The sequence below is a fragment of the Arthrobacter sp. B0316-1-20 genome (genome assembly GCF_059091865.1).
In genome coordinates this window covers 1-7,026 of record NZ_JBNHHC010000104.1, presented here as the reverse complement: position 1 = coordinate 7,026, position 7,026 = coordinate 1, and the positions used below count along the sequence as shown (strand labels likewise).

At 67.5% G+C, this 7,026-nt stretch carries 7 protein-coding genes and 1 pseudogene; 6 read left to right on the top strand and 2 right to left on the bottom strand.

All coding sequences use genetic code 11. From position 1 onward, the window contains the following. The coding region (locus AC5RW2_RS39465) for an IclR family transcriptional regulator (protein WP_494075207.1) at positions 1-717 on the bottom strand (717 nt) is incomplete at its 3' end. A gap of 142 nt (positions 718-859) precedes the next feature. On the opposite strand from AC5RW2_RS39465, the gene AC5RW2_RS39460 reads away from it, so the two are divergent. The 6 genes from AC5RW2_RS39460 (at position 860) to AC5RW2_RS39435 (ending at position 6,824) form a co-directional block, all read left to right on the top strand. Then, a complete protein-coding gene (locus AC5RW2_RS39460; protein ID WP_494037126.1) occupies positions 860-1,669 on the top strand; it encodes a 2-keto-4-pentenoate hydratase in 810 nt (269 codons plus the stop codon). Positions 1,670-1,732: 63 nt separating this feature from the next. After that, positions 1,733-2,677, top strand: coding sequence for an acetaldehyde dehydrogenase (acetylating) (locus AC5RW2_RS39455; protein WP_494037125.1), 945 nt, complete (start codon positions 1,733-1,735; stop codon positions 2,675-2,677). Between the two features lie 9 nt (positions 2,678-2,686). Beyond that, complete coding sequence (gene dmpG, locus AC5RW2_RS39450) at positions 2,687-3,730, top strand: 4-hydroxy-2-oxovalerate aldolase (RefSeq protein WP_494037124.1); 1,044 nt, start codon at positions 2,687-2,689, stop codon at positions 3,728-3,730. Positions 3,731-3,844: 114 nt separating this feature from the next. Next, positions 3,845-4,291 (top strand): GlcG/HbpS family heme-binding protein, encoded by a 447-nt coding sequence (locus tag AC5RW2_RS39445; RefSeq protein WP_494032431.1) that lies wholly within the window; start codon positions 3,845-3,847, stop codon positions 4,289-4,291. Continuing rightward, positions 4,288-5,613 carry an MFS transporter gene (locus tag AC5RW2_RS39440; RefSeq protein ID WP_494032430.1) on the top strand — a complete coding sequence of 442 codons (1,326 nt, stop codon included), beginning with the start codon at positions 4,288-4,290 and terminating at the stop codon, positions 5,611-5,613. The genes AC5RW2_RS39445 and AC5RW2_RS39440 overlap by 4 nt, the downstream gene beginning before the upstream one ends. Positions 5,614-5,717: 104 nt before the next feature. Further along, positions 5,718-6,824 (top strand): NAD-dependent epimerase/dehydratase family protein, encoded by a 1,107-nt coding sequence (locus AC5RW2_RS39435; protein WP_494032429.1) that lies wholly within the window; start codon positions 5,718-5,720, stop codon positions 6,822-6,824. Here AC5RW2_RS39435 and AC5RW2_RS39430 read toward each other — a convergent pair. Then, positions 6,814-7,026: pseudogene (locus AC5RW2_RS39430) on the bottom strand (PadR family transcriptional regulator); the annotation flags it as partial. The gene AC5RW2_RS39435 and the pseudogene AC5RW2_RS39430 sit on opposite strands and share 11 nt — an antisense overlap.

Here is a 7,026-nt window from a genome sequence, read left to right as displayed (position 1 = left end):
GGTGCGCACGGCCGGGGCAACGCGATCAATGTCCAGGTGGCTTAGGTTGCCGGATACGGACAAGGACGCCACGAGTGCGCCGCCGGCATCCACCACCGGGCTGGCAACACAGCAACTACCTGCCGCGGACTCATTCTGTTCGTGTGCCAGGCCGGTGGCCGCGATGTCAGCCAGTTCCCTGCGCAGGGTTTTCTCATCGGTGATGGCGCTGGGGCCGACCGGTTCAAGACCGTGTTCGAGGACGTCCTCAAGGACGACCTGAGGGGAAAACGCGAGCATTGCCTTACCCACGGCCGTGGCGTGGGCGGGCATCCGCCCGCCCACCCGCGACGGCAACGGCGGCGTGCCCCGTCCCCTCAGGATTTCTATGTAGACCACCTCGACCCCGTCCAGTACCGCTAGGTGAACCGTCTGTCCGGTGGCGTTGCGCAGGTCCGCCATGATCCCGATGGCCCGCCTGCGCAGTTCCTTCGGGGTGGCCGCCAGCTGGCCCAGTTCGAACAGAGCAAGACCGAGTCGAAGCGAAGAACCGTGCCGTTCCAGATACTGCAGGCGGACCAGCTCAGACGTCAGCCGTGACACGGTCGACTTGGCCAATCCGGTCCTGCGCGCAAGTTCGGACACTCCGAGAGTCCTGTCCTCAACCCGGAAAGCCCCGAGGATCAACGCCGCACGTTCCAGCACTGAAGACGACTGGTTCCATTCAGCGGTACGCATGCTTGGAGTATGACGGACAAGACCGCACAATCAAACTCGGCCTGGGAAGGAATTCCCAGAGCCGCCAGCCTCCGGGTTCCTACTGCAGATTCGACATCCAGTAAGAGCAATCCGGAAGGCCTTCAGCAAAGAATGGAGTCCCATGAACCCCCCAACCACAATGCCCCTCCTGGAGCACTTCGCTGACGAACTGCTCCAGGCAACCCTGACATTGGAGCCCGTGGCCCCGCTGCGGAACCGCCTCGATGACATGGACCTGGAGGATGCCTACGCCGTGCAGACCTTCCAGCTGCGCCGGCATCTGGCGGCCGGGCGGGTGCTGGCCGGCCGGAAGGTCGGTCTGACCTCGCTGGCCATGCAGGCCCAGCTGGGTGTGGACGCGCCGGACTTCGGGTTCTTCTTCGAGGACATGGTCTTTTCCGATCACGCCCGGATCCCGGCGGCCGGGTTCATCGCCCCGAAGGTCGAGCCCGAGTTCGGGTTCGTGCTCAGCCAGACCCTGTCCGGGCCCGGGGTGACCGTCGAACAGGCCGCCGCGGCGATCGGGGCGGTGTATCCGGCGATCGAGATCATCGACTCGCGGATCGCCGACTGGGACATCCGCCTGGTGGACACGGTCGCGGACAACGCCTCCTGCGGGGCGATCGCCGTCGGGACCGCCGCCCTGGACGTGGCGGTGGCCGATCTGGCCGGCGTCGAATGCACGCTGCTCATCAACGGCCCCTCCGGCCAGACCCAGGCCCGCGAGACCGGCACCGGTGCGGCCGTGATGGGCGATCCGGTCGCCCCGCTGGCTTGGCTGGCCAACGTCCTGGGCGCCCAGGGCGTGGCCCTGGAGGCCGGCCAGCTCATCCTGCCCGGCTCCTTCACCAAGGCCCTGCCCGTCGTCGCCGGCAGCAGCGCGACCGCCGATTTCGGGGACCTGGGGTCCCTGAGCATCCACTTCATCTGACCCGGCACGCACCGCCCCTGCCGGCACGCACCGCCCTGCCGGCACCAAGCAAAGGAATTTTCCATGGCTAAGAAGACTGCCGCGATCGTCGGCTCCGGCAACATCGGCACCGACCTGATGTTCAAGATCATGCGCCGCAGCAAAAACCTCGAAGTCAAGTACATGATCGGCATCGACCCGAACTCGGACGGCCTGGCCCGCGCGGCACGCCTGGGGGTGACCGTCTCCGCCGAGGGCGTGGACTGGCTGCTGGCCCAGGAGGACAAGCCGGACTTCGTGTTCGAATGCACCTCCGCCAAGGCCCACGCCGCCAACGCGCCCAAGTACCGGGCAGCCGGCATCCGCGCGATCGACCTGACCCCGGCGGCCGTCGGACCGTACCTGGCCCCGGTGGTCAACCTCGACTCCCTCGAGGACACCATGAACGTGAACATGATCACCTGCGCCGGCCAGGCCACCACCCCGATCGTGGCCGCGGTCTCCTCCGTGGTCCCGGTCGAGTACGCCGAGATCGTCGCCTCGATCGCCTCCAAGTCCGCCGGCCCGGGCACCCGCGCCAACGTGGACGAATTCACCGAAACCACCGCCAAAGCCCTGGAAGTCATCGGCGGCGCGGCGCGCGGCAAGGCCATCATCATCATCAACCCGGTCGAGCCGCCCATGATCATGCGCAACACCATCTACTGCGCCATCCCCGCCGAGGCCGCCGAACCGGGTCAAACCCAGGATGCCATCCGCGCCGCCATCCATGAGGCAGCCGAAAAGATCCGCGACTACGTCCCCGGCTACGAACTGCGTGTCGAGCCGCAGTTCGACACCGCCCGGGCGGACTGGAACGGGGCCGGGCGCGTGGGCGTCTGGGTCCAGGTCAAGGGCGCAGCGGACTACCTGCCCGAGTACGCCGGGAACCTGGACATCATCACCGCGGCCGCGACCCGCACCGCCGACCTGCTCGCCGAGAAGATGGACAGCGCCGCGCTGGCCACCGCCGGCACCACGAACAACTAGGAGCCAGCCATGACCGCCCCCCTGGACACCACCCCCACAACCCCGAACTACAGCGTCCGCCTGACGGACACCACCCTGCGCGACGGCTCCCACGCGATGAGCCACCGGTTCACCGAACGCCACGTGCGCGAAACGGTCCGGGCCCTGGACGAGGCCCGCGTGGAGGTCATCGAAGTCACCCACGGCGACGGCCTGGGCGGCTCCTCCTTCAACTACGGCTTCTCCCTCACCCCCGAACTGGACCTCATCAAGGCCGCCGTGGACGAGGCCACCCACGCCAAAATCGCCGTGCTCATGCTCCCGGGCCTGGGCACCATCGGCGACCTGAACCAGGCCCACGACGCCGGCGCGCAGGTCGCGCGCATCGCCACCCACTGCACCGAGGCCGACATCTCCGTCCAGCACTTCGCCCACGCCCGCTCCCTGGGCATGGAAACCGTCGGCTTCCTCATGCTCTCCCACCGCACCACCCCCGAGGAACTCGCCGCCCAGGCCCGCATCATGGCCGACGCCGGCTGCCAGTGCGTCTACGTCGTCGACTCCGCCGGCGCGCTGATCCTCGAGGACGTCTCCGACCGCGTCGCCGCCCTGGTCGCCGAACTCGGGGACGACGCGCAGGTCGGCTTCCACGGCCACCAGAACATGAGCTTCGGCGTCGCGAACTCCGTGTTCGCCGTCCGGGCCGGCGCCAGGCAGATCGACGGCACCCTGGTGGCCCTGGGCGCCGGAGCGGGCAACTCGCCCACCGAGGTCCTCGCCGCCGCGTTCGACCGCCTGAACATTCAAACCGGCGTCGATGTCCAGGCCCTGATGGCCGCCGCCGAGGACACGGTCAAGCCCATCATCACCCGCATGCCCGTCATGGACCGCGCCTCCATCATGCAGGGCTACGCCGGGGTCTACTCCTCCTTCCTCATCCACGCCGAACGCGCCGCCGAGCGCTACAACGTCCCGGCCTGGAAAATCCTCGAGGAAATCGGCAAGGCCGGCTACGTCGGCGGCCAGGAAGACATGATCGTCGACGTCGCCGTCAACCTCGCCGCAGCCAAGTAACCCACCGCGGCTGCACAACGCCGGCTCGCCGGCCGGACCCACAGGTCCAGCCGGCGGGCCTTCGTTAAGAACGGGGTTCACGGTCGTATCCACCGGCAAGTGTGAGAATGAAGCATGCCTTCCGACATTTCCCTCGCCCAAGCCCAGGCGATGGCCCAGGCCGCCCTGGAGCATGCAGCCGCACAAAGCCTGCGCATCAGCATCAGCATCGTCAACGGTTCCGGACACGAAGTGCTTTCCCTGCGCAGCGACGGCGCCTCCTGGTTCACGGTCGAGGTGGCCCGCAGCAAGGCACGGACCGCCGCGGCAATGCGCCGCGAAACGGAAAAACTGGGCGCCCTCAAGGAGAATTACCCCGAATTGCTCGCCTTGATCGACGGCCAGCTCCCCTTTACGCCCACCACGATGGCCGGCGGCATTCCGCTGTGGGAACACGGAACTGCTGATGCCGGCGGCAGGCTGCGCGGCGGCATCGGCGTCAGCGGTGCGTCCCCGGAACAGGACGCGGACTGCGCCCGGGCAGCAGCCCGTGCCGATGGCCCGTTTCCCGGCTGCGGGTGAAACAGTTCCCGGGACCGCCCGAAGCCTCCCAGCCGCCCAACGCTCCGCGGACGCCGCAAGCCCCGAAGGCGCCCAAGGACCGGGGCATCGCCTATTCGTTCCGTGCCTTCAGGCACCGGAATTACCGGCTGTTCTGGTTCGGCGCACTGGCGTCCAACACGGGCACCTGGCTGAGCAACCTCACGGTCCCCTATGTGCTGTACACTCTGACCGGCAGTGCCCTGTGGGTTGCCTTCGCAACAGTGGTCCAGTTCGTCCCCGGTGTCATCCTCGGCCCGCTTGGCGGATCCCTTGCGGACCGCTACAACCGGCGCAAGGTGATGCTGCTCACCCAGACCGGGCTCGCCGCCGTCGCTGTCTTGATGTGGGCCAACTGGGCCAGCGGGCTGCAGGATCCGATCCTCCTGCTCTGCCTGATCGGACTTATGGGCGTCTTCAACGGGCTCAATATGCCTTCCTGGCAGTCCTTCGTCAATGATCTGGTGCCCCGCGAGGACCTGCTGTCCGCCATCACACTGAACTCGATGCAGTTCAACGCCGCCCGCTCCATTGGCCCGGCCATCGCCGGAGTCCTGCTGGCAAGCCTCGGCCCGTCCTGGGCATTCTTCCTCAATGCGGTGTCCTTCATGTTCGTCATAGCCGCGCTGCTGGTCGTCACTGCCGGACGGCGTCCCGCGGCCGGAAAACCGGACCGCGGGGTCTTCGGCCAGTTCCTGCAGGCCTTCAGATACGCCCTGACCCAGCCCGGCATCATCCTCGGCATTGTGCTGTCCATGATGATCGGTCTGCTGGGCAATCCGCTGTTCCAGCTCACGGTGGTCTTCGCCGAAGAGGTTTTCCAGGTCGGTCCCACCGGACTCGGCCTGCTCAATGCCGCCCTCGGCGCGGGCGCTGTTATCGCCGCACCGCTGGTCTCGGGCTGGAGCAAGGTCCTTCCGCTGGGACTGGTGGTCAAATCGGGCATGCTCGTCTACGGAATCGGCCTGATTGCGTTCGGGCTCACCAACAACTTTGTGCTGGCCCTGATCAGCCTGGTCCTGGTCGGCGCCTGCTTCCTGTCCGCCATTTCCGGCGTCAACACTGCCATCCAGATGATCGTCGCGGACCATATGCGCGGCCGGGTGATCGCCGTGCGCCACATGTTCTTCACCGCCGCCATGCCCGCGGGAGCGGTGCTCCAGGGTCTGGTGGCCGATCTCTGGGGCGTTCAGACGTCGGTGATCCTGGCCGGTGCGATCATGCTGGCCGGCGTGCTGGTCATCAGTCTGCTGAAAGGCCGGTTCGGATTCCACCGGCTCAACGACCCGCACGACGACGGGTAGTCCGGCCTGCTCCCCGCGAAACTGCTGACGCGCTGCTCGGCCCCGGAGTATCCTCGAGCACAGCGGGACTCCCGGTCCCACGACACGGCTGGAAGGAAACTACCATGCGGGTTGTCATCATCGGAGCCACCGGAAATGTGGGAACGGCGCTGCTGCGGCGGATGCAGCGGGCCCGCAGAGAGGGCGCGGAGCTGGATATCGTGGGCATCGCCCGCCGGCTGCCGGACCGGAGCAAGGAACCGTACGACGGCGTCGAATGGCACCCGTTGGATGTCGCCACCGACGCGGGCCGCCACCAGCTGACGGAGCTGCTTCGGGGCGCCGACTCCGTCGTCCACCTGGCCTGGATCCTGCAGCCCAACCGCAACGAGGCCGAACTGCACCGCGTCAACGTCACCGGAACCGACAATGCACTGGCGGCCGCAGCGGAGGCGGGGGTACGGCAATTCGTCTGCGCGTCGTCCGTGGGCGCCTACAGTCCGGCGCCCAAGGACCGCACGGTGGACGAGTCCTGGCCGGCGCGCGGCATCGCCAGTTCGCACTACAGCCGGCACAAGGGAGAGCAGGAGGAGCTGCTGGACCGGTTCGAGGCCGAGAACCCGGAGATCCCGGTGGCGCGGCTGCGGCCGGGGCTCATTTTTCAGGACGACGCCGGCAGCCAGATCGGCCGCTACTTCCTGGGGCCACTGATCCCCAAGTTCTTCCTGGACAAACTGCGCCTGCCGCTGCTGCCGGTCCCGGACGTTTTCAAGTTCCAGGCCGTGCACTCCGACGACATTGCCGATGCCTACTGGCGGGTGGTGGACCAGCGTGCCTTCGGTGCCTTCAACATCGCCGCGGACCCGGTAGTGACGCCGCAGGTACTGGGCCGCCTCTTCGGCGCGCGGCGGATCGTCAACGTGCCGTGGGGACTGGTCCGGGCCGTCGTCGGACTCGCTTGGACAGCACATTTGGAGGTCTCGGATCCGGGCTGGGTGGACATGGCCCGCAACGCTCCCATCATGGAAACCGGCCGCGCCCGCACGGAGCTGGGCTGGGAGCCGAAATATTCCTCCGTTGAGGCGCTGAAGGCTGCGCTGGACGGGCTGAGCGGGGGCAAGGGCGTCCCGGCATCGCCGACGCTGCGGCCGCGGTCGACGGCAAAGGTGAGCACAGCGGCCCGGTGGGACAAGAGCGGCGGCAAAGGCCAACGCCGCCCGCTTACCCGCTGAGCTCTTCGATCACCTTCAGGCCCCGCTCGGCCCAGTCCACTTCAGCCCTGGCCCGGGCAATCATGCCTTCGTAGGAAAAGACCTTGTAGCCGGTGATCCGGTCCCAGTCCTTCTCCGGCACGGACTCAAGCCGCTTGGCCAGCACCGGGTTGGATCGGTCCTTCAGGGCTGCGATCATATCCTCCCACTGCCGGATCCGGGA